This is a genomic window from Neisseria wadsworthii 9715 (assembly GCF_000227765.1).
In the GTDB taxonomy this organism is placed as follows: domain Bacteria; phylum Pseudomonadota; class Gammaproteobacteria; order Burkholderiales; family Neisseriaceae; genus Neisseria; species Neisseria wadsworthii.
In genome coordinates, this window is record NZ_JH165159.1 from 2,127,558 (window position 1) to 2,151,112 (window position 23,555).

The 23,555-nt window shown below is 48.7% G+C and carries 21 protein-coding genes, 1 tRNA gene and 1 other RNA gene; 13 read left to right on the forward strand and 10 right to left on the reverse strand.

Annotated elements, in window-relative coordinates; genetic code table 11:
* The 4 genes from HMPREF9370_RS09910 to tpiA form a co-directional block, all read right to left on the reverse strand.
* Nucleotides 1-657, reverse strand: a 657-nt coding sequence (locus HMPREF9370_RS09910; RefSeq protein ID WP_009117361.1) for a tyrosine-type recombinase/integrase, incomplete at its 3' end; no start/stop codon positions are given.
* A gap of 233 nt (nt 658-890) precedes the next feature.
* A tRNA-Leu gene (locus HMPREF9370_RS09915) sits at nt 891-976 on the reverse strand.
* Between the two features lie 7 nt (nt 977-983).
* Nucleotides 984-1,334, reverse strand: coding sequence for a preprotein translocase subunit SecG (gene secG / locus HMPREF9370_RS09920; protein WP_009117362.1), 351 nt, complete (start codon nt 1,332-1,334; stop codon nt 984-986).
* A gap of 9 nt (nt 1,335-1,343) precedes the next feature.
* Nucleotides 1,344-2,099 carry a triose-phosphate isomerase gene (gene tpiA, locus HMPREF9370_RS09925; protein ID WP_009117363.1) on the reverse strand — a complete coding sequence of 252 codons (756 nt, stop codon included), beginning with the start codon at nt 2,097-2,099 and terminating at the stop codon, nt 1,344-1,346.
* 222 nt (nt 2,100-2,321) lie between these two features.
* Between tpiA and msrC the strand changes: the two genes are divergently transcribed.
* The 4 genes from msrC to HMPREF9370_RS09945 all read left to right on the forward strand — a co-directional run bounded on the left by msrC (nt 2,322) and on the right by HMPREF9370_RS09945 (nt 4,555).
* On the forward strand, nt 2,322-2,813 hold the full coding sequence (msrC, locus tag HMPREF9370_RS09930; protein WP_009117364.1) for a free L-methionine (R)-S-oxide reductase MsrC: 492 nt from the start codon (nt 2,322-2,324) through the stop codon (nt 2,811-2,813).
* Between the two features lie 146 nt (nt 2,814-2,959).
* On the forward strand, nt 2,960-3,616 hold the full coding sequence (locus HMPREF9370_RS09935; protein ID WP_009117365.1) for a protein-L-isoaspartate O-methyltransferase family protein: 657 nt from the start codon (nt 2,960-2,962) through the stop codon (nt 3,614-3,616).
* Between the two features lie 101 nt (nt 3,617-3,717).
* Nucleotides 3,718-4,044 carry a rhodanese-like domain-containing protein gene (locus tag HMPREF9370_RS09940; protein ID WP_009117366.1) on the forward strand — a complete coding sequence of 109 codons (327 nt, stop codon included), beginning with the start codon at nt 3,718-3,720 and terminating at the stop codon, nt 4,042-4,044.
* Between the two features lie 265 nt (nt 4,045-4,309).
* Nucleotides 4,310-4,555: a hypothetical protein gene (locus HMPREF9370_RS09945; RefSeq protein ID WP_009117367.1), complete on the forward strand. Its 246-nt coding sequence runs from the start codon at nt 4,310-4,312 to the stop codon at nt 4,553-4,555.
* A 62-nt stretch (nt 4,556-4,617) separates the two neighbouring features.
* Here HMPREF9370_RS09945 and HMPREF9370_RS09950 read toward each other — a convergent pair whose 3' ends face one another.
* Nucleotides 4,618-6,054 (reverse strand): NAD-dependent succinate-semialdehyde dehydrogenase, encoded by a 1,437-nt coding sequence (locus HMPREF9370_RS09950; RefSeq protein ID WP_009117368.1) that lies wholly within the window; start codon nt 6,052-6,054, stop codon nt 4,618-4,620.
* A 274-nt stretch (nt 6,055-6,328) separates the two neighbouring features.
* On the opposite strand from HMPREF9370_RS09950, the gene coaBC reads away from it, so the two are divergent.
* The 3 genes from coaBC (at nt 6,329) to HMPREF9370_RS09965 (ending at nt 10,825) form a co-directional block, all read left to right on the forward strand.
* Entirely contained in the window at nt 6,329-7,534 is a 1,206-nt protein-coding gene (gene coaBC, locus HMPREF9370_RS09955) for a bifunctional phosphopantothenoylcysteine decarboxylase/phosphopantothenate--cysteine ligase CoaBC (RefSeq protein ID WP_009117369.1), read from the forward strand.
* 180 nt (nt 7,535-7,714) lie between these two features.
* A complete protein-coding gene (dinB, locus tag HMPREF9370_RS09960; protein ID WP_040667161.1) occupies nt 7,715-8,773 on the forward strand; it encodes a DNA polymerase IV in 1,059 nt (352 codons plus the stop codon).
* 276 nt (nt 8,774-9,049) lie between these two features.
* Entirely contained in the window at nt 9,050-10,825 is a 1,776-nt protein-coding gene (locus tag HMPREF9370_RS09965; RefSeq protein WP_009117371.1) for a BCCT family transporter, read from the forward strand.
* 330 nt (nt 10,826-11,155) lie between these two features.
* Here HMPREF9370_RS09965 and ffs read toward each other — a convergent pair.
* Both ffs and HMPREF9370_RS09970 read right to left on the reverse strand, forming a co-directional pair.
* An RNA gene (ffs, locus tag HMPREF9370_RS11695) (signal recognition particle sRNA small type) lies at nt 11,156-11,252 on the reverse strand.
* 126 nt (nt 11,253-11,378) lie between these two features.
* Nucleotides 11,379-12,053 (reverse strand): sulfite exporter TauE/SafE family protein, encoded by a 675-nt coding sequence (locus tag HMPREF9370_RS09970; RefSeq protein ID WP_009117372.1) that lies wholly within the window; start codon nt 12,051-12,053, stop codon nt 11,379-11,381.
* Between the two features lie 268 nt (nt 12,054-12,321).
* On the opposite strand from HMPREF9370_RS09970, the gene HMPREF9370_RS09975 reads away from it, so the two are divergent.
* The 6 genes from HMPREF9370_RS09975 to HMPREF9370_RS12540 all read left to right on the forward strand — a co-directional run bounded on the left by HMPREF9370_RS09975 (nt 12,322) and on the right by HMPREF9370_RS12540 (nt 20,945).
* Nucleotides 12,322-12,867 (forward strand): hypothetical protein, encoded by a 546-nt coding sequence (locus HMPREF9370_RS09975; protein WP_009117374.1) that lies wholly within the window; start codon nt 12,322-12,324, stop codon nt 12,865-12,867.
* A 65-nt stretch (nt 12,868-12,932) separates the two neighbouring features.
* Nucleotides 12,933-14,309: an MATE family efflux transporter gene (locus HMPREF9370_RS09980; RefSeq protein WP_009117375.1), complete on the forward strand. Its 1,377-nt coding sequence runs from the start codon at nt 12,933-12,935 to the stop codon at nt 14,307-14,309.
* Nucleotides 14,306-15,343: a UDP-N-acetylmuramate dehydrogenase gene (murB, locus tag HMPREF9370_RS09985; protein ID WP_009117376.1), complete on the forward strand. Its 1,038-nt coding sequence runs from the start codon at nt 14,306-14,308 to the stop codon at nt 15,341-15,343. The genes HMPREF9370_RS09980 and murB overlap by 4 nt, the downstream gene beginning before the upstream one ends.
* Before the next feature lie 136 nt (nt 15,344-15,479).
* Nucleotides 15,480-16,475 (forward strand): ornithine carbamoyltransferase, encoded by a 996-nt coding sequence (locus HMPREF9370_RS09990; RefSeq protein WP_040667652.1) that lies wholly within the window; start codon nt 15,480-15,482, stop codon nt 16,473-16,475.
* Between the two features lie 417 nt (nt 16,476-16,892).
* Nucleotides 16,893-17,519, forward strand: a complete 627-nt coding sequence (locus tag HMPREF9370_RS09995; protein ID WP_009117378.1) for a hypothetical protein — start codon at nt 16,893-16,895, stop codon at nt 17,517-17,519.
* Between the two features lie 15 nt (nt 17,520-17,534).
* A complete protein-coding gene (locus HMPREF9370_RS12540) occupies nt 17,535-20,945 on the forward strand; it encodes a calcium-binding protein (RefSeq protein WP_244963448.1) in 3,411 nt (1,136 codons plus the stop codon).
* Between the two features lie 70 nt (nt 20,946-21,015).
* Here the strand turns inward: HMPREF9370_RS12540 and HMPREF9370_RS10005 are convergent, their stop codons facing one another.
* The 3 genes from HMPREF9370_RS10005 to murI form a co-directional block, all read right to left on the reverse strand.
* Nucleotides 21,016-22,020 (reverse strand): quinone-dependent dihydroorotate dehydrogenase, encoded by a 1,005-nt coding sequence (locus HMPREF9370_RS10005; protein ID WP_009117380.1) that lies wholly within the window; start codon nt 22,018-22,020, stop codon nt 21,016-21,018.
* Nucleotides 22,021-22,204: 184 nt separating this feature from the next.
* The gene (locus HMPREF9370_RS12100) at nt 22,205-22,372 is read right to left on the reverse strand and encodes a hypothetical protein (RefSeq protein WP_156320810.1); all 168 of its coding nucleotides are present in this window, start codon (nt 22,370-22,372) and stop codon (nt 22,205-22,207) included.
* Between the two features lie 208 nt (nt 22,373-22,580).
* Entirely contained in the window at nt 22,581-23,393 is an 813-nt protein-coding gene (gene murI, locus HMPREF9370_RS10010) for a glutamate racemase (protein WP_009117382.1), read from the reverse strand.
* Between the last annotated feature and the right edge of the window lie 162 nt (nt 23,394-23,555).

Here is a 23,555-nt window from a genome sequence, read left to right on the forward strand (position 1 = left end):
ATCGGCCAGTATCAAACGACGGTAAAACTCGGTCAGTTCTTCCCGTGGCAAGGCGGGTAAATGGCGGGTTTCCGCTTTGGCCAAAAAGCCACGCAATGGGGAGGTGAAGTTACGGTCGGTTATTTCTAACATGGCGGCATAGCCATATACGGCGGCTATCCATTGCCTGATTTTTTCAGCGGTGGCCGTTGCATTGCGGGCGGCTATACGCTCAATTACGGCTTTCATGTCTGATACGGTTGTACCGTCTATCTGTTGCCCTCCGATATACGGGAAAACGTCTTTTGAAAAGTGATTGAGAATGCGGGCGGCATTGTCGGGCTTCCAGCGGTGCAGATTCTCGCTATGCCATCGGCGCGTTATTGCTTCAAAGGTATTCAGTAGGGCGACCTGCCTCTCTTGCTTGGCATGTTGCTTGGCTGCGCTGGGGTCTTGCCCTGCTGCGATCAGGCGGCGGGCATTTTCGGCAGCTTCTCGGGCTTCGCTTAAAGACACGGTGGGATATTTGCCGATTGAAAGTAATTTTTCTTTGCCGTCTATGCGGTATTTCAGCCACCATAACTTCCCGCCCGCTGGTGTAACCTGTAAAAACATACCCTTGCCATCTGCTAGTTTGTATGGCTTGGCATTCTTTATTTGGCGGTCATTTAGCGCCATTTTTTGGGGGGATTGGGGGTATTTTTTAGGGGTGTTTTTTCAGATAACCCTAAATATACCCCCGTTTTTTGGTTTATTCAATTAGACGGGATTTTACTGTATTGGATAATTAAGGCCGTCTGAAAATGCCCTTTATCAGGCTGTGATCCTTGCTATACTTGAATCTTGGTTTATGGCATTAGACGGTATTAGACGTAAAAAAACAGCCCGAAAATTGAGCTGTTTTCTTTTGATGGTGCCGACAATGAGACTTGAACTCATACGACCTAAGGTCACCACCCCCTCAAGATGGCGTGTCTACCAATTTCACCATGTCGGCATAAATTTTATTGTGTGTCGGAAGCCGATTTTACCGGACTTGTTGCACCTTGTTGTTCCGTTTCTGCCGGAGCATTTTTCTGCTGTACCGTGCTGAAATCCAAACCATGTTTGGGAACATGAGTATTAATATATACCAAGCTCAGACAGCTGGCAAAAAAAACCGTTGCGGCAATAGCTGTGGCGCGGCTTAAGAAGTTTGCATTACCAGCCGAACCGAAAACACCTTGTGCGCTGCCGCTTCCACCGAATGTAGCGCCTGCATCCGCGCCTTTACCTTGCTGCATCAGCACCAAGATGATTACGGTAATCGAAGCAAAAATATTCAATAACCAGATAACGGTTTTAATGGTTTCCATAAATGTTCTTTAAGCATCTTGGGCGGCTTGGATAATCGCGGTAAACGATTCGTATTTAAGCGATGCGCCGCCGACCAAAGCACCGTCTACATGAGGAACGGTAAAAATCTCGGCTGCGTTTTTATCGTTTACACTACCGCCGTAAAGAATGCGGATATTAGCATCTTCTCCACATAATGACAAGATTTCGTTGTAAATGAAATCATGCATATCTGCAATTTGTTCTTTTGTGGCCACTTTGCCGGTTCCGATTGCCCATACCGGCTCATAAGCAACGGCGAAATGTTTGGTTTTAAGGCCTTTAAATACGGAAAGCTGATAGGCCACGGCTTCTTTCTCCCGGCCGTCTTCCCGCTCTTTTATACTTTCGCCTACACATAAAAGCGGCGTGAGGCCGACATTGAGTACGTTTTCGATTTTATGGCGCTGCACGTCGTTTTTTTCATTGAAATACAAGCTGCGCTCCGAGTGGCCGATTAAAACAATGTCAACACCTACATCTTTCATCATTTCGGCCGACACCTCACCGGTATAAGCGCCGCTGCCGTTAAAACGGCTGACATCTTGTGCACAAGTGTGGATTTTGTTTTCCAACACGATTTTAACGGCATTATGTACTTGAGATAAATAAACTGTGGGCGGTGAAATGCCAATACAGACATTGTCCATTTTGGGTAGAGAGCGCAATTTGTGAACCAACGCATTATTATTCTGCAACTGGCCGTTCATTTTCCAATTGCCGATAACCCATTTTTTGTCCCACATGGTTTGATTCCTTTCTTATCTCTTTTCAGACAGGCATTGCCGACGCTGCCGATTGTACCGCAAATTATTTGTAGCGTCTTGAAGTTTTGTAGCACGCTGTAATCCAACATGATATAGTAATCCGGTTAACGCGGCGAAAGGCTGAAAAGCCCTCCAACCAGCCACAGCTTCACCGGCAATCTATAATATTTTTAAGTAATACAACACACGATAATATCAAAAATGCACGAAATCACTTTTTCATCATCCGACAAATCGGAAATTTATCAGGAACTTCTGCCGCAAATCGAAGCATTGATCGATGGCGAGCCTAATTTTATTGCCAACCTTGCCAATATTACTGCCGTATTAAAAAGCGCTTTCGATTGGCTTTGGGTTGGCTTTTATTTGGTTGACAACGATAATTTGGTACTCGGCCCGTTTCAAGGGCCGCCCGCCTGCACCCGCATCGCCCACGGTCGCGGCGTGTGCGGCCAGAGCTGGGCGCAGGCACAAACGATAATTGTTCCTGACGTGAACCAGCATCTCGACCATATCGCCTGCTCTTCGCTTTCGCAATCCGAAATTGTGGTGCCTGTTTTCAATCAGGCCGGGCAGGTCGCTGCCGTCTTGGATGTTGATGCTGAAGAAACCAACCAATTCGACCAAACAGATGCTGAATTTCTACAAAAAATCTGCCATCTAATCAGTCGGCAACATTTTTCTAAAGCATAATCTAAATGCCTGTCTGAAAATGCAGTTTACCGTTTTATTATCCGCTCTGGTATTTTCAGACAGGCATTGTTGTTAAAACGAAGGCAAAAGCATTATAATCAGCGCCAAACCACTATTCACACTATAAAAATCAATGGAGTAAATCAATGGACTTTCAAAAAGCACGTTTCAACATGGTAGAACAGCAAATCCGTCCGTGGGACGTGCTGGACTTTGATGTTCTGGATGCCTTGGATGCCATTCCGCGCGAAGAATTTGTGACTGAAGAGCAGAAGCCTTATGCCTATGCCGATGTTTGCCTGCCTCTGCCAAACGGCGGCAAAATGCTGGAGCCTAGAATTGTTGCCCGCTTGATACAAGGTCTCGCATTGAAAAAAGGTGACAATGTATTGGAAATCGGCACCGGTTCAGGCTACGCCACCGCGCTTTTGGCCACACTTGCCGAGCAAGTGGTATCCATCGATATGGATGCAGGCCAGCAAACACTCGCAAAAGCTGCATTGGATAAAATAGGCTTAACCAATATCATTTACCAAAATGGCGACGGTTTGGCCGGGCAAGTGGGCGGCGCACCGTTTGATGCGATTTATGTCGGCGGCAGCGTACCGGATGTGCCTGAAGTGTTGAAAAGCCAATTGAAAGACGGCGGCCGTTTGGTGGTTATTGTAGGCGGCTCGCCAGTTCAACATGCGCTTCAAATCACGCGCAACGGTGATGAATATACTTCGTTTACTTTATTTGACACTTCGGTTACAGGCCTTCAGGCGCCTACCGTTGCCAAGCCTTCGAAATTTCATTTTTAAAAGTCTGTCATTCCCGCGAGCTGCTTAAATAAGCAGCTTGTTTTTATAGCGGGTTTGCATACCCGGCAGGAATACGCCACACTTAACACACTCACCCGATTATGAACGATATTGTCCAACTCTCCCCCATTGAACTAAAGGCCTTTCTCTCCAAGCATCCTGATGCGGTTTTATTGGATGTTCGCGAAGACGAAGAAGTGGCTTTTTGCAGCCTGCCGAATCATGTCCATATTCCGATGAATATGATTCCTTTGCGCCACAATGAATTACCCGACGACAAGGCCATCGTGCTCTACTGCCACCACGGCATACGCAGCCTGCATTGCGCCATGTACCTGGCCGAGGCCGGTTTCGATCAACTTTACAATTTGAAAGGCGGAATTGATGAATGGTCGCAAACCGTGGATCCCTCCGTACCGCGCTACTGATTCTATCCGGCATTTCCCAGCACCCTACAAACCAGACAACACCCTGCTAAACTCATGAAAATATCAGTTTAGCCAAATTTTTAAGCCTACTTAAATCAGTTTAACCAAAATAAAAATACCGCTTAGTTGATTTTTCAACCGAATATCTATAATATGACCGCCTGAGCATCAGCTTCACAACAACATAACAACAGGCTCATTCTTTGAGATTTTAAAGGCAATGCCTGCGTTTTAAGGCTATTATCCTACAACTACGGTGAATAAAATGCGTAAATTACTTACTTTATTTTTTGGCGATCCTAAAAATGTCGTATTAAACAGCAAAGAAGACATTCAAATGCATGCCGATAAATTGAGCATGTTGACTGATGAAGAAAAAGAAATTTTGACCGATTATCTAGCTCATGCCGAAGTGAACCAGCGTTTGCCCGGTACTGCTAAAAACCCCAATTACCGGTACGGCGTAAGCGTGGGTCAGGCTATAGACAAACAAAAATACCTAACCAATTAAAGCAGCCAATCCGGAAAACACAGAAATGCCTGTCTCAAACTTTTTCAGACAGGCATTTATTATTACCCGGCCACATCTATACAAAGATATTTCAATTCCAAATATTCATCCACACCGTATTTGCTACCCTCGCGCCCCAGGCCGCTTGATTTTACGCCGCCGAACGGGGCAACTTCGTTACTGATCAAGCCTGTGTTCACGCCCACCATGCCATATTCCAAGGCTTCGCCCACGCGCCATTGGCGGGCGGTGTTTTCCGTATAAAAATAAGCGGCCAAGCCAAATTCCGTATCATTGGCTGCGGCTATCACCTCTTCTTCGGTTTCAAACCGGAATACGGGGCACAAAGGGCCGAAGGTTTCCTCGGCAGCCACTTTCATACCGGCATTCACATTGCATAACAAAGTCGGCTCGAAAAAAGTGCCGCCCAAGCTGCTGCGCTTACCGCCGACCAAACATTTTGCGCCTTTGGCCAACGCATCTGCGATATGCTCTTTAACTTTGGCAACCGCTTTTTCATCAATCAACGGCCCTTGGTTTACGCCCTCTTCCAAGCCGTTGCCCAGTTTGAACGCGGTCATGCGTGTCGCCAACTTGCTGCAGAACGCATCATAAACCGAGGCGTGTGCATACACCCGGTTCGTGCAAACACAAGTTTGGCCGCTATTGCGGAACTTGCTGGCCAATACGCCTTCTACTGCTTTATCCAAATCGGCGTCTTCAAACACAATAAACGGCGCATTGCCACCCAGCTCCAAGCTGAGTTTTTTAATCTGCGGTGCGCTCGTTTCAAAGATTTTGATCCCGATTTCGGTCGAACCGGTAAAGCTGATTTTGCGCACGGTTTCATTTTCGGCGAATGTTTGGCTGATTTCACCCGCGCTGCCGCTCACCACAGCCAGCAAATCCTGCGGGATGCCGGCTTCGTATGCCAATACCGCCAACGCATACGCGCTCAAAGGCGTGAGGCTTGCCGGCTTAACCAACATCGCGCAGCCCACCGCCAAAGCCGGAGCCGCTTTGCGGGTAATCATGGCGGCCGGGAAATTCCAAGGCGTGATTGCGGCGGCTACACCGATCGGTTGGCGGATCACCAGCAGCTTCTGCGTGGGTTTCACACTGGTCAGCACATCGCCGTCGATGCGGCGCGCTTCTTCGGCAAACCAGCGGATAAAGCCTGCCGCATAATCGATTTCTCCGCGCGCTTCCGTGAGGCTTTTGCCCTGCTCCATCGTCATTAGGCGGGCGAGGTTTTCTCGATTGCTTTTAATCAAACCGTACCATTGCCACAAAATATCGGCGCGCTCCAATGCGGTTTTGGCCGCCCAAGCTTTTTGCGCCGCCGCGGCGCGTTCAATCAAAACATTGAGCGCGGCTTTATCAGTTTTACGCACATAGGCCAGCGTTTCGCCCGTGGCAGGGTTGTTCACTTCAATTCCCTCTGCCAACGGGGAAAACGAAACATCCGGATGCGTTAATAATGGTTTTATCGTTTTCATAAATCCTCCAAATGATGATGCCTGTCTGAAACCGTTTTACTTTGCAAACCACATGCGGCTTGTTTTCAGACAGGCATGCTCTCCAGTTAAGCAACTTGATTTGCCATACAACATTCAGTTGCAGCCATCATACGCCTCACACAACCTGCACGCAATTTACCGCCTCAGCATAATGCCGTACAAAGAGCCGCGGGCATCAAGCGATTCATGCTATATTTAAGGCCTGTCTGAAACCTTTTCAAACAGGCCTTTTTCATTTCACCCGACACAATCCATGAGCAAACACATCCTTCTCGGCATCAGCGGCGGCATCGCCGCCTATAAATCCTGCGAACTTGTGCGCCTGCTGAAAAAGCAAGGCCACCGCGTTACCGTTGCCATGAGCCGCGCAGCGGCGGAATTCGTATCACCGCTCACGTTCCAAGCGCTCAGCGGCAACCCCGTTTTATCGGAAACGCACAACGGGGAATCGGGCGGCAACGGCATGGCGCATATCAACCTTACCCGCGAAGCGGATATTTTTCTGATTGCGCCCGCCAGCGCCAACACCATCGCCAAAATCGCCAACGGCATTGCCGACAACCTGCTCACCAACCTTGCCGCCGCACGCAAATGCCCGCTGGCCGTGGCGCCCGCCATGAATGTGGAAATGTGGTTCAACCCCGCCAACCAGCGCAACATCGCCCGCCTTCAGAGCGACGGCATCACCGTGTTCCAGCCCGTATCCGGCGAACAAGCCTGCGGCGAAACCGGCGTGGGGCGCATGCCCGAAGCGGCCGAGCTAGCCGAGCTGCTGCCCGATTTGTGGGCCGAAAAATCCCTGCAAGGCAAAAAAGTGCTGATTACCGCAGGCGCTACTTTTGAAGCCATCGACCCCGTGCGCGGCATCACCAATATTTCCAGCGGCCAAATGGGCATGGCGCTCGCCCGCGCCTGCCGCGCCGCCGGAGCCGAAGTTTCGCTGGTTTACGGGCAAATTCAGACAGGCATTCCCGCAGGCTTGGCGCATGCGGAACAGGCCATAAGCGCCGAAGCCATGTATCAGGCCGTGATGAAGCAAGTGCCGCAGCAAGACGTGTTTATCTCGGTGGCAGCCGTGGCCGACTACAAAGTCAAAAACAGCAGCGCGCAAAAATTGAAAAAAGAAAGCGGCAAACCGCCCGTCATCGAGCTGGCCGAAAACCCCGACATCCTCGCATCCGTTGCCAAGCTCGATAAGCCGCCTTTCTGCGTGGGCTTTGCCGCCGAGAGCGAAAACATTATCGAACACGCCCGCGCCAAACGTTTGCGCAAAAACATCCCCATGCTGGTGGCCAACGATGTGGCCGTAGCAATGGGCAAAACGATCAACCGAATTACCATTATTGACGACGCAGGCGAAACCGCATTTCCCGAAACCGATAAAAATCAGGCAGCAGCAGCGATTGTTTCCCGGCTGGCAGAATTGCTGGCATCAGTCAACCCCTGTCTGAAAGGCTAAGCCCGACATGGCACATCAACGACGGCGAAGAAGTGTTTGCCGTGATAAACGGTACGGTTGCACTACCTTATAAACGGCTATCCGTGATTGGCAACACTGTACCGGCAATGCCTGTCTGAAAACCTCGAAAAGCCTTTCAAGCTTCGGCAAATATTTTTCAGACAGGCATTGGTAGCGATTATGAACCCACGCAAAATCATCCATATTGATATGGACGCGTTCTATGCCTCGGTAGAACTGCGCGAGCAGCCGCATCTGAAAGGGCTGCCCGTGGTTGTGGCTTGGGAGGGGCCGCGCTCGGTGATTTGCGCTGCGTCTTATGAAGCCCGCCGCTTCGGCCTGCATTCCGCCATGTCGGTCGCCTCCGCCCAAAGGCTCTGCCCGCAAGCCGTGTATATTCCGCCGAACTTCCCGCTTTACCGCGAGATTTCGCAACAAGTCCACGCCGTTTTCCGGCAACACACCGATTTAATCGAACCTTTGTCGCTCGACGAAGCCTATCTCGACGTAACCCGGAATTTTCAGAATATCCCTTACGCCAGCCAAGTCGCCAAAACCATACGCGCCGAAATTTTCCGGCAAACCGGGCTCACCGCTTCGGCAGGCGTGGCGCCAAACAAATTCCTCGCCAAAATCGCTTCCGATTGGCGCAAACCGAACGGGCAGTTTGTTTTGCCGCCGGAAAAAGTGGCAGAATTTTTACACACCCTGCCGCCGGAAAAAATCCCCGGCGTGGGCAAAGTAACCCGCCTCAAAATGCAGTCTTTGGGCATCGACACAGTAGGCGATCTGCTGCGTTTCGAACGCGGCGAATTGGCCAACCTGTTCGGCAAATGGGGCTACCGCCTCTATGAATTGGCGCGCGGCATAGACAACCGCGCCGTTAAACCCAGCCGCGAACGCGTACAGATTTCCACCGAAATCACGCTGCCCGAAGATTTGCCGCTCAATCAAATCCTGCTGCACTTACCGCACCTTGCCGATGATTTATGGCAACAGGCCGCGCGTAAAAAAGCGGCTTTCCGCAGCGTAACGCTCAAGCTGAAAACCGCTGATTTCCGCATCATTACCCGCTCGCAAACATTTTCTTCCCCCTTGCCCGATGCCGCATCGCTTTTACAGGCGGCGCACCAGATTTCCACACGCCTCCCACACACCCTCCACGCCACCTACCGCCTAATCGGGCTGGGCGTGAGCCATTTGGAACCAAACGACCAACAGACCATGCTTTGGTCTTAAATGCCGCCGTATTACAAAATTAAGTTTCACAGCTATAGAAAGCATAAAATATTAAATTTTCCGGGTATATTAAAATATTTTCAAAAATACCCAAAACTTAGAATATTTTCAATAAAATCATATATTTGTAAATATGTTATAATATGCGTGTCAAATATAAAAAAGCGGTTAACGCTTTTATCTGTATTTGCTGTCATTGCGACCAAAGGTCACTCAATAAAAACACCCATGCCGGCCACCCTACCGGTTATGCACTACAAATGAAAGGAGCAGACATTGACCGCCAAATCCCCCAAACCACACAAAGAAACATCATTCAGGGGCGCATCGCAGGCCCCTTCGCCGATTAAGTCCGACCAGCCGGATACCCGAATCGATAAATTTACCTTTTTCGGAGTATTGTTCATTCTTCTCGGCGTAACACTGCCTTTAATTGCCTTTCCCGAGCAGGGTGCCGAATGGGTGGCGCAAACCAAAAATTTCGTTACCGACAAACTCGGCTTCGCCTATCTGGCCTTCGGCATTGTTTCCGTTATTTTTGTGATTTACATCATCTGCTCCGACATCGGTAACATCAAACTGGGTCGACCGGAAGAAGACATTGAATACAAAACCAGCTCTTGGGCCGCCATGATGTTTTGCGGCGGTATCGGCGCCAGTATTCTTTACTGGGGCATTCTTGAGTGGGCTTATTATTATCAAGGCCCGCCTTTCAACGTCGAACCCAAATCGCCGGATGCCGTCCGCTGGGCGTCTTCCTACGGCATTTTCCACTGGGGTCCGGTCGCTTGGGCGATTTACATGGTGCCCGCCATCGGCATCGCCTATTTCAGCCATGTGCGCAATTCGCCTGTTTTAAAAGTGAGCCACAGCATGATGCCGCTCTTAGGCGAACGCCTCGCCCGCAGCAACTTGGGCAAGCTGGTTGATGTGTTTTTCGTATTCGGTATGATAGGCGGCGGAGCCACCACGCTCGGCCTGGCCTCGCCCATGATTACCGAAGGATTGCACACGCTGCTTGGCACACCCAATTCCATCCATATGCAGCTGGGTGTCCTGCTGGTTACCACCATGATTTTTGCCTACAGCGCATATCAGGGCATGAAGCAAGGCATTCAGAAACTCTCCAACATCAATTTCTATCTTGCCATTGGTTTTGTTATTTTCGTCTTGATCTGCGGCCCCACCGTATTCATTCTCAATACAGGCATCGAGTCCGTCGGCCGCTCGATTACCAATATCGTACCCATGATGACCTGGACCGAAGCTTTCGGCGAATTCGGCAACCACGGTTTCAAACAAACCAATTTTCCGAAAGACTGGACCGTATTCTATTGGGCATGGTGGCTGGTCTATGCCCCTACCATCGGCCTCTTCATCGCCAAAATTTCACGCGGCCGCACCATCCGCCAGATGACGGCCGGCTCCATCTTTTTCGGCTCGCTCGGCTGCGCCGTGTTTTTCATCGTATTGGGCAACTACGCTATGTATCTGCAACTGAGCGGTTCGCTGGATGTAGTATCGATACTCAACAACCAAAGTGCCAACGCTGCCATCTTCGCCGTATTGAACACTTTGCCGATGGCCAAAATCGTGATTGCCACGTTTGTGTTTTTGGCAATTTTGTTTACCGCCACCACATTCGATTCGATTTCCTACATCCTCGCTTCCGTGGTGCAACACGAAGTAGACGGCGAACCGCACCGCTGGAACCGCCTATTCTGGGCATTTTCACTCTGCTTTATGCCCGCCGCACTGATGTTTCTCGGCGGCTTATCCACCCTGCAAACCGCTTCGATTTTCGCCGGCGCACCGCTGCTGATTATCATGTCGCTGATGATGGCATCCATTATCAAAGCCGCCAAATACGACCTGCATTACCAGCCCGACTACTCGCTGCGTACCATCCACATCGAAGAGCTGCCCGACAATTCCCCCTGGGAACACGGTGAAACTTCGGAAGCCCCCGAAGGCTCCGTGTTGGCTCAAATGGCCATCTACGAAGAACAACGCCAACAGCAGCAGGCGCAACAGGAAAAAGAGTCATCATAAAGCGTTGCCTGCTTAATACAACAATGCCTGTCTGAAAAACCGTTTCAGACAGGCATTGTTTGATGCTTTTACATCGGATTACCACGTGAAGCCTATAGTTAATCCACTTACATAAGAACGATACTGTCATACTCGGGCTTGACCCAAGTATCTCCTAAACTTATTGGAACTCAAGATACTCGGGTCAAGCCCGAGTATGGCGAGTGTACTATTTTTAAGTTGATTCACTGTAACCCGTTCTGCCCACATTGCCCTAGGCTCTTAAACTGCCACAGAAACACAACCATAATAAAACGCCGGTAAGTCAAAACTTACCGACGCCTGAATGAGGGCGGCGAGCCCAACCCCTGGCACTGATTCCTCAGAGTGGGCTGCTAGCTTCCGCTCCTGACCCGTTGCTCCGAATTACCATGCAGGGAGACCCGCCATAAAGAAACGGAATTATATTGGGTTTGCGGCAAAATGCCAAGCAGTAAATCGCAATTTCGCCGCCCGATCCTTATGCCTGTCTGAAAACGAGTAACGAAGGTTTCTACGGAGCTAAAACGGTTTTTCAGACAGGCATAAAAAACTTCACCAATTGCCACGCCGCCCAAGCGGCAACCAGCAGGCCGGTTATCAGGCGGATACTGCGTTTTTGCAACAAATCTTTCAATTGTGCGGCAAACCAGCCCATAGCCAACAGGTTCGGCAGGGTGCCGAGCGCAAACGCCAGCATATACAACCCGCCTTTAGCCACGCTGCCGCTGCCTAAAGCATAAAGCGAGGCGCTGTAAACCAAACCGCAAGGCAGCCAGCCCCACAAAAGCCCGACGCCGAAACAGGCCGGAACGCTTTTGATGGGCAATAATTTATTCAAAATCGGATTCAACCGCTGCCAGATGGGCCTGCCTAAATTTTCAACTTTTCTCACGATCCCGGAAAGCCCGGCCAGATAAAGCCCTAAAAACAACAGTAAAACATTAGCCGCTATCAGCAAACCGTTTTGTAACACTCGCGTTTGGTCTAACGAAACACCAATCTGGCCGAGCGCACCCACCAGTATTCCAATCAAGGTATAGCTGCTTATCCGACCGAGATTAAGAAGCACAATCAACCAAAATCGGTTGATATGCGGCGGCAACTGAAGGGCAAACGCGGAAGACAGCGAACCGCACATGCCTACACAATGCCCGCCGCCGAAAAAGCCGATGATAAAAAGGGATAAAAGAGTAATATGGTCGCTCATGGTTTGGTTGATGGATTATATTTTGTTTAGATGCTACCGAGATATACAGAATCTTAATTGTAGCCGCTTTTGAGTTTAATCAAATCCGGCACATCATTTAATTCATTACCATCATGCAAAACTGTTTATAATGCCTGTCTGAAACAGCTGATGGTTTCAGACAGGCATTATCGCCAAACGGCTGTTTAACAGCCAAGCCTTTTATCAAAAATTTCACTTAGCGCACTGTTATCAGGTAAGATGGTGCGTTTTTATTATTTACTGTTTTATGTCGCCGAAAATTTACCCGCTAACCCACCGCCAAAACACTGCTGTGATTGTGTCCAGCATGGTTATGGTCGGGTTTGGCCTAATGTGGGTAATGATCGGCCTCAACCTTCTTGCAGGCGGCGGTCACACTCAGAAATACATGCTGTTTGCCCTGCTCACAGTTTTATTATATTTTTCCTATATTACTTGGCGTTCCGCGCGCAAACACCGCGCAAAAGCCGACAGTCTCCGCCTTTTGGTAATGATGGACGAAATCGGTATCCGCTGGCTTTATTATGACGCATATAACGCAGCGATTTACGACTATAAAGAAGATGATGACGAGCGGTGTTACGTGCAGCAAGACATGCCGTGGAAAAGCATTCTCGATGCTTATGTGGAGCACCCGAAATACTACCATACCATAGGCAAACTGGTGGTAGAGCTTAAAGGCGAAGATGACCGGCCGGTCAGATGGGAGCTACCGCTCAATTATTTTGAAGACAAAGAAATCGCCCAAATATTTGTGGATGAAATGCTGTATATGCTTGTGGTAACCAGATAAGCATCCTTAAAAACTTTTCAGACAGGCATTAATGCCTGTCTGAAAAGTTTTGAAGCGGAGTATTTATGTTGTTAGACATCAACCGCCACTCTCCGGCGGTGTTCAAAAAAGAAACCCGATTGCTGATTGCGCTGGCATTGCCCATGATGCTGGCGCAAATTGCTGCGGTGGGCGTGGGCTTTGTCGACACCGTGATGGCGGGCGCCGCGGGTAAAGACGACTTGGCCGCCGTGGCTTTGGGCAGCTCGGCCTTTGTTACCGTCTTCATTACCTTTATGGGCGTGATGAACGCGCTAAATCCCATCCTCTCCCAGCAGTTCGGTGCCGGCAAACATGCCGAAGTGGGCGAAACCGGCAGGCAGGGCCTGTGGTTCGGCCTGTTTCTCGGCTTGGCCGGCATGGTGCTGCTGCTGGCTGTGATCAAGCCGTTTATGTGGTATCTCACCTTATCGGAAAACGTGGAAAGCATGTTGGCGCAATACCTTTTTTTCGTGGCGCTCGCCATGCCCGCCGCCATGCTGCACCGTTCGCTGCACGCTTATGCTTCCAGCCTGAACCGCCCCAAGCCGATTATGTGGGTGAGCTGGGCGGCGCTGTTTCTGAATATTCCGCTCAATTATATGTTTGTGTACGGCAAATTCGGCATGCCCGAGCTGGGCGGCGCCGGCTGCGGCCTGGCTTCGGCTTTGGTGTTTTGGTTCAACGCGCTTGCCTTGTGGCTTTATGTGAAAAAAAACGCCTATTTCCAACCGTTCGGCTTGAGCGGCGGCTTTTCCAAACCGGATTGGGCAGTGTTAAAACAAATCTGGAAGCTGGGCTGGCCGATCGGCTTGTCTTTCTTTTTGGAAGTGAGCCTGTTTTCATTTATCGTGTTTCTGATTGCCAAATTCGGCGAAGATTATGTGGCCGCGCAACAAGTGGTTATCAGCTTGACCAGCGTGATTTATATGATTCCTCAAGCGGTGGGCGCCGCGGCCACCGTGCGCGTAGGCTATGCTTTGGGCAAGCTGCAAAAACAGCGCGCGCGCTATATCTCGGGCGTTTCTATGGCGGTAGGCGCGGTGTTGGCAGTGTGCACCCTGCTGTTGCTGACCTTACTGCGCCACCCGCTCGCCGCCATGTACACCAACGATGCCGGCGTGTTGGCGATTGCCACGCAAGTGTTGCTGTTTGCCGCCGTATTCCAGCTGGTTGACTTCACGCAATGTATTGCTTCTTATGCCCTGCGCGGCTATAAAGTAACCAAAGCCCCCATGGTGGTGCATGCCATTGCCTTCTGGGGATTGGGGCTGCTGCCCGGCTATATTTTGGCCGACGCGGCAGGCATGGGCATCTACGGATATTGGACCGCATTGGTACTCTCGCTCAGCGTAGCGGCTTTTGTATTGGTGTGGCTTTTGGAAAAACACAGCCGACAAATGGCGCTACGGAGCCGCGCATGAATCTTCAGCATCATGTTGACCTGCAACCTTTCAACACTTTCGGCCTGCCCGCACGCGCACGCCATTTTATCGAATTAACCGACCCGCAAGAGCTGCCCGCATTGTGCAGACTGCCTGAATTTCAACGCGATACCGTTTTGTGGCTGGGCGGGGGCAGCAACATTTTGCTCATGGAAGACTATCCCGGCCTGGTGGTTAAAATGGCCAATAAGGGCATACGCGAAATCAAGCGCGGAAATGGTTCGGCCTATATCGAAGCGCAGGCGGGCGAAGTGTGGCACGATTTTGTGCTGCACACGATCAACATGGGCTTGAGCGGCTTGGAAAACCTGAGCCTGATTCCCGGCACGGTCGGCGCATCGCCCGTACAGAATATCGGCGCATACGGCGTGGAAGTTAAAGATGTTATCGAATCGGTTCGCTGCTTTGATTTGGATACGCAGCAGTTTGTCGAGCTGGATAACGCCGCTTGCCGCTTCAGCTATCGGGAAAGCCTGTTCAAGGAGGCGGGCAAAGGGCGCTATGTGATTGTTTCCGTGGTGTTTGCACTAAAAACCGAATTCACACCCAATATACGCTATGGCGATTTGGCCGCAGTGTTGGCGGAAATCTGCGGCAGCCGTTCACCTGAAGTCATAGACGTTTCCCGTGCCGTATGCACCATCCGTTCGTCCAAACTGCCCGACCCGAAAGTGTTGGGCAACACGGGCAGTTTTTTCAAAAACCCCGTTGTATCCTCAGAGCATGCCGCAAAACTGGCTGAACAATATCCCAATATGCCCGCCTACCCGCAGGCCGACGGCTCGGTCAAGCTCGCAGCAGGCTGGCTGATCGACCAATGCGGCTTAAAAGGCCACACCATAGGCGGCGCAGCCGTGCACGATAAGCAAGCTCTGGTTTTGGTTAACAAAAACCACGCCTCGGCAGAAGATGTACGCCAACTTGCCCTGCATGTCCGGCAAACCGTATCCGACACATTCGGCGTAACCCTCCACACAGAGCCCGTTTGGCTGCCCGAAACACGCGCGCTTTAATATGCCAATGCCTGTCTGAAACAGGTAATACGGTTGCCGTCAAGCCAAACCTTTCGGCTTGACGGCAAAATACGTTACACTTCAACCTATCAAACCGTTCCAACCAACAAAAATACCAAAGCGAGATTCTATGAGCATCAACCTGAAAAACCGCCATTTTCTCAAACTGCTTGATTTCAACCGCGAAGAAATCAACTACCTGCTGGATTTATCCGCCCAGCTCAAAGCCGATAAAAAAGCAGGCCGCGAAACCCAGCGGCTGCAAGGCAAAAACATCGCTTTGATATTTGAAAAAACCAGCACCCGCACCCGCTGCGCCTTTGAAGTGGCCGCCTACGACCAAGGTGCCAAAGTAACCTACCTCGGCCCCAGCGGCTCCCAAATCGGCCACAAAGAAAGCATGAAAGACACCGCCCGCGTGCTCGGCCGCATGTACGACGGCATCGAATACCGCGGCTTCGGCCAAACCATCGTGGAAGAGTTGGCACAATACGCCGGCGTACCCGTGTTCAACGGCCTAACCGACGAATTCCACCCCACCCAAATGCTGGCCGACACCCTTACCATGCGCGAACACAGCGACAAACCGCTCAACCAAATCGCCTACGCCTATGTGGGCGACGCTCGCTCCAACATGGGCAACTCGCTGCTCCTTACCGGCGCCCTGCTCGGTATGGACGTGCGCATCGGCGCCCCCAAGCACCTTTGGCCCGCCGAAGAGCTGATTAACAAAGCACACGAGTTGGCCCGCCAAAGCGGCGCGCGCGTATTGCTTACCGAAAGTGCCGAAGAAGCCGTAAAAGGCGCCGACTACATCCACACCGACGTTTGGGTATCCATGGGCGAGCCGGAAGAAGTGTGGAAAGAACGCATCGCCCTGCTCAACCCGTTCCGCGTTACGCCCGAGCTGATGGCCGCCTCAGGCAACCCCAAAGTCAAATTCATGCACTGCCTGCCCGCCTTCCACAACCGCGAAACCACCGTAGGCGAATGGATCTACCAAAACTTCGGCCTCGACGGCGTGGAAGTTACCGAAAGCGTGTTTGAAAGCGAAGCCAGCATCGTATTCGACCAAGCCGAAAACCGCATGCACACCATCAAAGCCGTATTGGTAGCAACGATGGGCAGCTGAGCGGCATAACAAAACAAAAATGCCTGTCTGAAAAGATTGCCATGGTTTTTTCAGACAGGCATTCCATTTCGCTATACTTAAAGCAATATTAAACCAAGCCGCCTGATTGCAAATTAGGCGGTTTTTTGTTTTCCAAAGAAGTGAATGCTTGTCTGAAAAGATTCCACAGAATTTTTTCAGACAAGCATTTTTTTAGAGGTTGACAACCTAAGCAAGAAATTCTGTTTGCATAAAATTAATTCAATTTAAACAAAATAACCAAGTTTATTAAAACTTTTAAAATATTTGAAATGAATTTAACAAAATGCTATTTTGTATTCTGTATAAATAACCCCAGTAAGATTTATGACGATGCCTTAGTTACAACAAATAGCCAATAAATTGATTTCTTTATTACTTAAGAAAGCTGTTCACTCCATGAAAATTGAAAACCTCCATCGTCTTTTTCGGCTTAATTCCATTCTTATTTTCTGTTACTTAGTTATTCTGTTTTTGCTGGTATTTGTTGTCGATTTCAGGCTTAACTTAATCGAAATCCCAGGTGCTATGTATTTGGAAAGCAAGTCCCTGTTTCCGGTTCAAGCTTTCAATTCCATAACTGTAACCATACTGGTAGGCACGTTTCTTTTGATTCTTAACATACCCGCCGTATTCAATATTATAAAAACATTCTTAGAAAACAAAGATGTAGATTATTTTTATGATTTAAGGAAAAGACATATTTTTATTTATTATTATGGATATGGAATTTTGCATCCACATAGAATTTGGTGGCAAATAAAAGAAAAAACTTTAATGTTCAAAATAGCCGCAATATTTTTTTATTTTTACATGATATTTATTTTATTGCATTGGATGTTTGGTTGGACTTTTGTCGACATTCCTCCACCTCATACTTTAGTTGTTTTGATTTCCAAATTTAAAGCAATTTTATATTTATTAAATGTTGTTATTTTCTGTAGTACAAGTTTTCTTTTGTTATCTGTTATTTCAGGTATTTTTTTAATCATTTATTCATTTATTGATATTGATGAAGAATTTTAATATTAGGAGCTAGATATGGGAAATTGTGTATATGTCAATCCAAATCGTACCAAGCAAATGGATTATAACGATTTAATTGGCGCAGGATTAAGCTCTGCCGATGCAGGCGCAGTACAGGCATTAAACAGATACGACTTAAGCGAACTGGCCAAAATGCCAGCCGCACGAGTGTTTAACGCCGCCGGATTTCTGATTTCCGGCGCACAAGTTGCAGCTGAAACTTACAAGGGCAATTACGGTCAGGCTTTTGTTGAAGCGGCGGCAACAGCAGGTGCATATTTAGGAGGAAGTATAGCTGGAACTTTAGGCACATTAGTATCCCCAGGAGCAGGCACTGCTGTTGGCGCAGGTATAGGTGCTTATGGGGGAGCTTTACTCGGCAGGGAAGTCGGAGAATTTATACTATGGCAATACCGCCAAATTACAGAAGGGCATCATTGGACATGTCCTAAAGAATATGAAGAATTTACCGATGCCAACCGTAGCGGTAAATTCCATGTCTTACGTCCAGATCCGCTAACGCTCGACCTCGATGGTGACGGCATAGAAACCGTCGGTACCAATGCTTACAAAGGCGCGCTTTTCGATCATGATAAAGACGGCATTAAGACCGCGACTGGCTGGATTTCGGCGGATGACGGAATTTTGGTAGTCGATAAAAATTTAGACGGTATTATCAATAACGGCGACGAGCTTTTCGGCGACAACTATACCCTGAAAAACGGGCAAACAGCCGCCACCGGTTATGCCGCATTGGAAGAGTTCGACAGCAACGGCGACAAAATCGTAGATGCGAAGGATGAAAATTTTGACAAACTGCGCATTTGGCGTGATTTGAATCAAGATGGTGCCAGCCAAAAAGAAGAGTTGTTCACGCTGAAAGAATTGAATGTCCAGTCGTTGAGTGTTGCGTATAACGATGTAAATAAGAATTTAGGCAACGGTAACCGTTTGGCGCGGGAAGGCAGCTATACCACAACTGAAGGCAAAACCCAGAAAATGGGTGATTTGCTGCTGGCCAACGATAATTTGTTCAGCCGTTATACCGATTCGGTACCGATGACTGAAGAGCAAGCGAAAGCCGCGAATCTGCAAGGCATAGGCCGTTTGCGTGATTTACGCGAAGCCGCCGCATTATCCCCGGATTTGGCTGCAAATTTGAAGGCTTATTCCGAAGCAGAAACCAAACAGGCACAAAAAGCATTGCTCGACGGCTTAATCGACAAATGGGCGCAAACTGATCCGCTATATGGTACGGGCATCCAATTCCTGCCGCCCAGCATTAAAACGGAAAATGAAGGCGTGGCATTGACACGAGGACAAGTAGAAGCGGCCAAGGTTTTGATTCCTTCAAAAGAATATCTTGCTATGGTAGACAGCACACTGCAAAAAATTGCGGCGCTGGATGCTTTCTCCGGTTTGAAATCCAATACGATTTATGTAACTTCTAATCAGGATATTCTGAGGTTTTATCAAACAACGGTAAAAACTTACGGGCAGCTATCAGACAATATTTATCAGGGCTTGCTGTTCCAAACCCGTTTGAAACCTTATTTGGAAGAAATCGGCTTTACTGTTGAAAACAACGAATTCAAGCTGGATTATTCAAAAGTTTTGGAAAAGTTCAACGAAGTACACGCCAAAGACCCGCAAAAAGCACTTGTAGATTTGGGCGAGTTTATCATTCACGGTAAACATGGTGACAATTTTGACAAATTATCTGAGTTGTTTACGGAATATGTTTATCAAGCATCCGAAATAGGGGTTTTGGGCGCATATGCGGAAGCGTTAGGCAAAGATTTCTGGGATTTTCAAAAAGGCACGGAAAAGAACGATTCTTTAAATAATTCGGGTGAAAAAAAACTGATCAACTATTTGGGAGGTAGGGATGGTAACGATGTACTCAACGGGGGAGACAGAAAAGATGTTTTAGAGGGAAATTCGGGGGATGATGAATTACACGGACGGGGAGGCGACGACCGGTTAGTCGGCGGCACAGGAAACGATAAACTCTATGGTTCCTACGGTGCAGATAAGCTGATCGGAGGTACGGGAGACGACTACTTGGAAGGAGGACGCGGAGCCGATATTTATGAATTTGCCAAAGGGCACGGTCATGATGTGATTTATGAAGACGATGGCTACTCAATCGATACTATCCGTTTAAATAATATTACCTTTGCGGAAACTAAGTTTGCCGCAAAAGAAAGCAGCTTAATTTTATCCGGCTATCACGATGGCGATTCCATTACAATTAAAGACTTTTTTCGATCCGACAAACATCAAATTGAAGCATTCCAATTTGATGACAGGCTCGTAACCCTTGAAGAACTTTCTCAAGAAGGAATCAAATTAGAAGGTACCGATGGCGATGATTCGATGAGTATGTATCATTGGTATGATACGGCGTTCTCTTATCAAACTTCGGTCTATGCCGGAGCGGGTAATGATTTTGTTTCAACGGCCGATGCGGCTGACTTTTTAGATGGCGGAGCCGGCGACGATACCCTCCATGGAAACGGAGGAGCGGATACGCTTATCGGCGGAACCGGGAATGATTATTTGGAAGGAGGCAACGGTGCCGACACTTACGTATTTGAAAAGGGGCACGGTAAAGACGTTGTTTGCGGTAAACCGGATGGGGATTTAATCCAGTTAAATGATGTTACCTTGCAAGAGGTGAGGTTTTCCAAAAATGATAAGGATTTAATCCTGTTCGGTTACAACGAAGACGACTCCATCACGCTTAAAGACTTTTTCGTCAATATGTCTTATGAAATTGAAAGGTTTAAATTCAAAGATCAAGAAGTGGTTTTCTTTGATCTGATAAGAAGCTATGAAGGGGTGAAATTGGAAGGTACTGACGGTAATGACTCGATCAGCTTCAGCCCGACCCGTTGGCTCGGGAAAGGTATTGTTGATGCAGGTGATGGAGATGATACGGTTACGGGAACCATAACGGCAGATATATTAGAAGGAGGAGCGGGAAATGATAAGCTTTACGGCAAGTTGAGCGCAGATAAATTGATTGGCGGAACCGGGAATGATTATTTGGAAGGAGGCAACGGTGCCGACACTTACGTATTTGCCAAAGGGCATGGACATGATGTGATTTATGAAGGCAAGGCTGACAAATCAAAAGATGAAATAATATTAACGGATATTAATCTTGATGAAACCCAATACTGCAAAGATGGCAATGACTTAATACTATTCGGCTATAACCAAGGAGATTCAATTACGGTTAAAGATTTCTTTTCAGACATTAATCATCAGATTGAATTATTTGAATTTAAAGATGAATCGGTATTCGCGCCTGAATTTGATAAATATCTCAGCACCGAAAACAATATGACAAATTCTATGTCTGTATTCAGCTTTAAATATGATGAGGAGAAAACTTCATTAGAATCTGTAATTGGTTAATTCCTTAAAACCTAATCAATGCCTGTCTGAAACCTTCAGGACAGGCATAGTCATTCATCTCCCAAATACCTTAAAAGCAAGCCCGCAGGCATTCTTTTACCAGTTCCGGCCCGCGGTAAACCAAGCCGCTGTATATCTGTACGGCGGCGGCGCCCAGCCGTATTTTCTCCGCCGCATCGCCGCCCTGTGTAATGCCCCCCACACCGATAACCGGTAGTTTGCCGTCAATCTGCGCCACCAATTCTTTCAACACGGCATTGCTTTTCTCCCGAACCGGCCGGCCGCTCAAGCCGCCGGCTTCGTTTGCCAGCTTGTGGTTGCCTAAAGGCGTTTTGTCTATGGTGGTGTTGGTGGCGATGATGCCGTCCATTTCCACTTGTTTCACCACATGGGCAATGTCGGCAATTTGTGCCTTATCCAAATCGGGAGCAATTTTCACGGCCAACGGTATATATTTGCCATGCTGCGCCGCGAGATTGGCCTGTTTGTTTTTTAAGGCTTCGAGCAGCGCGCTCAATTCGTCGCCCCCTTGCAATGCACGCAGGTTTTTGGTGTTGGGAGAGGAAATGTTTACGGTGATGTAGCTTGCGTACGGATAGGCTTTTTCGAGGCAGATTAAATAGTCATCGGCGGCCTGTTCAATCGGGGTAACGGCGTTTTTGCCGATATTGATACCCAAGATGCCTTTGAATTTGCTGCGCTGAATATTGCGTATCATGGCGTCGATGCCGTGATTGTTGAAACCCATACGGTTGATTACCGCCATGTGCTCCGGCACGCGGAACAGGCGCGGCTTGGGGTTGCCTTCTTGCGGTTTGGGTGTAACCGTGCCGATTTCGATAAAGCCGAAACCCAATGCGGCCAACGCGTCGATGTGTTCGCCGTTTTTATCCAAGCCGGCTGCCAAACCTACTGGATTGGGCAGGTTTAAGCCCATCAGCCGTGTGGGGTTGGTTTGGTTTTCGGTTTTGCCGAGTATGCCGAATTGGTAGGCTTTGTCCAACGCGGCCAGCGTGAAATGGTGGGCTTTCTCAGCATCGGTTTGAAACAGAAACGGTCGCAAAAATGAATACATGGCGCTTGGCTTTCATGAAGAAACAGGATAAGCACATTTTAACCGAATAATGCCTGTCTGAAACGGCTTTCAGACAGGCATTATGACTGCTTCGGTGAATCGATTCAGAACAGTTCCGCCGTCGCAGGGCAATAAAAAACCGGACTCTCAAAAGAATCCGGATTCAGCAAATCCTTACGGCTGCTTATTTTTTCTTCAGGGTAGCAGGTGCGCTAGCAGCATCTACAGGCGCGCTGGCAGCGTCAACAGGAGCGCTGGCAGAACCTACTTTTACAGGTACATCGCCTTTAGGAGCAGCCAAAACTACACCAGACACCAAAGCAGCAGCAACGATAGCAACATATTTTTTCATAAGTTCTTCCTTCATCTATTAAAGTTACAATTCACATATTTTTGATAAAACAACATAAAATTTATGCTATTTGCAAGATAAGAATGTATTCAGAGTAAAAAGTTCCTATTTTTTCAGATTTAAACGGTTTTTACATTTCCCAAACTGCATCCAAACAATAATGCCTGTCTGAAATTATTCAGACAGGCATTATTGTAGAAACAACAGCTTATCCCAAACTCACCATCTCCAATTGTTCTAAGCTTCTACCCAAAAAACGCTCCCCGATTGTTTGGAAACGTAAAGGAATATCGCTCACATAAAAACGGTAATCTGCCTGCATACCGCCGTTATCATTGAGCAAACCGTTCTGCGCCAACGCCTGCGCGGTCGCTTCGGCAGTGGTTAAAGCCGAATCCACCAGCGTGACGCCCGGCGCTTCCTCTCGCAAGAGCGGCTTGAGCAGCGGATAATGCGTACAGCCCAACACCAGCGTATCAATGTCTTCCGCCAAGAGCGGTTTCAGATATTCGCGCGCGGTCAGGCGGGTTACTTCATGATCGAGCCAGCCTTCTTCCACCAGCGGCACAAACAAAGGGCAGGCCTGCGACTGCACGCGCGTTTGCGGATTGTGCGAATGAATGGCGCGGGCATAAGCATTGCTGTTAACCGTAGTATTGGTGGCAATCACGCCGATACGGTTGGTTTTCGTAACCGCAAGCGCCGCCTCCGCACCGGCGGTAATCACGTCCAGCACCGGCATATTGCCCGCCATCTGGCGCACACGCTGGCCCGCTACCGCCGCAATGGTGTTGCACGCAATCACCAATGCCTTCACTTCGTTCTGCAGCAGAAAATCGACAATCTGCGCCGTAAACGTTTCAATCGTGGCACGTGATTTCACGCCATACGGCACGCGCGCGGTGTCGCCGAAATAAACAATATTTTCCATCGGCAGCCGCTCCATCAGCGCACGCACCACGGTCAGCCCGCCCACGCCGGAATCAAAAACGCCGATGGGGCGCCGGTTGATTGTGTTCATAAATTCGCTCTTAAACTCTTCAGCAGCAAGACAAACGGTTTATCAAAGCGGCTATTGTACACTGATTTGCCGGTATGATTTTAATCAAATTTAGCAATCGGCAAGGGTTTGCAAAGCGTGCCAATTCACGCATAATTAGCGCTTTATAAAGTTTCAACCGAT